The organism is Tritonibacter sp. SIMBA_163 (assembly GCF_046535935.1).
Classification (GTDB): domain Bacteria; phylum Pseudomonadota; class Alphaproteobacteria; order Rhodobacterales; family Rhodobacteraceae; genus Epibacterium; species Epibacterium scottomollicae.
This window is the reverse complement of the sequence record NZ_JAWJBP010001606.1, coordinates 1-226: the sequence shown is the minus strand read 5'-3', so window position 1 is coordinate 226 and position 226 is coordinate 1. Positions and strand designations below refer to the sequence as shown.

General features: G+C 65.0%; 1 protein-coding gene. It reads right to left on the bottom strand.

The annotated features are described in order from the left end of the window. On the bottom strand, positions 1–226 hold a 226-nt coding region (locus R0J92_RS27675), incomplete at both ends, for a hypothetical protein (RefSeq protein ID WP_411054034.1).

The window sequence follows — 226 nt, the reverse complement described above, 5'->3', positions numbered from 1 at the left end:
CTTGTCACATCCCCCGACGCCAGCGTCAGAACACCGGAGCTTGCCGACAGCGACAGATCGCCGTCCAGCGCCAGATCGCCAGTCAGCTGTGTCGTGCCGTCGCTGGTGATCTGCGCACTCACGCCCGTCGCAACCGAGAGATCATTGCCCAGCACCGCAACATCCGCGAGGCTCAGCACAGGTGCCGCATTCGCCACGCCTGCATCCGCCACAAAGGCAATGCCGC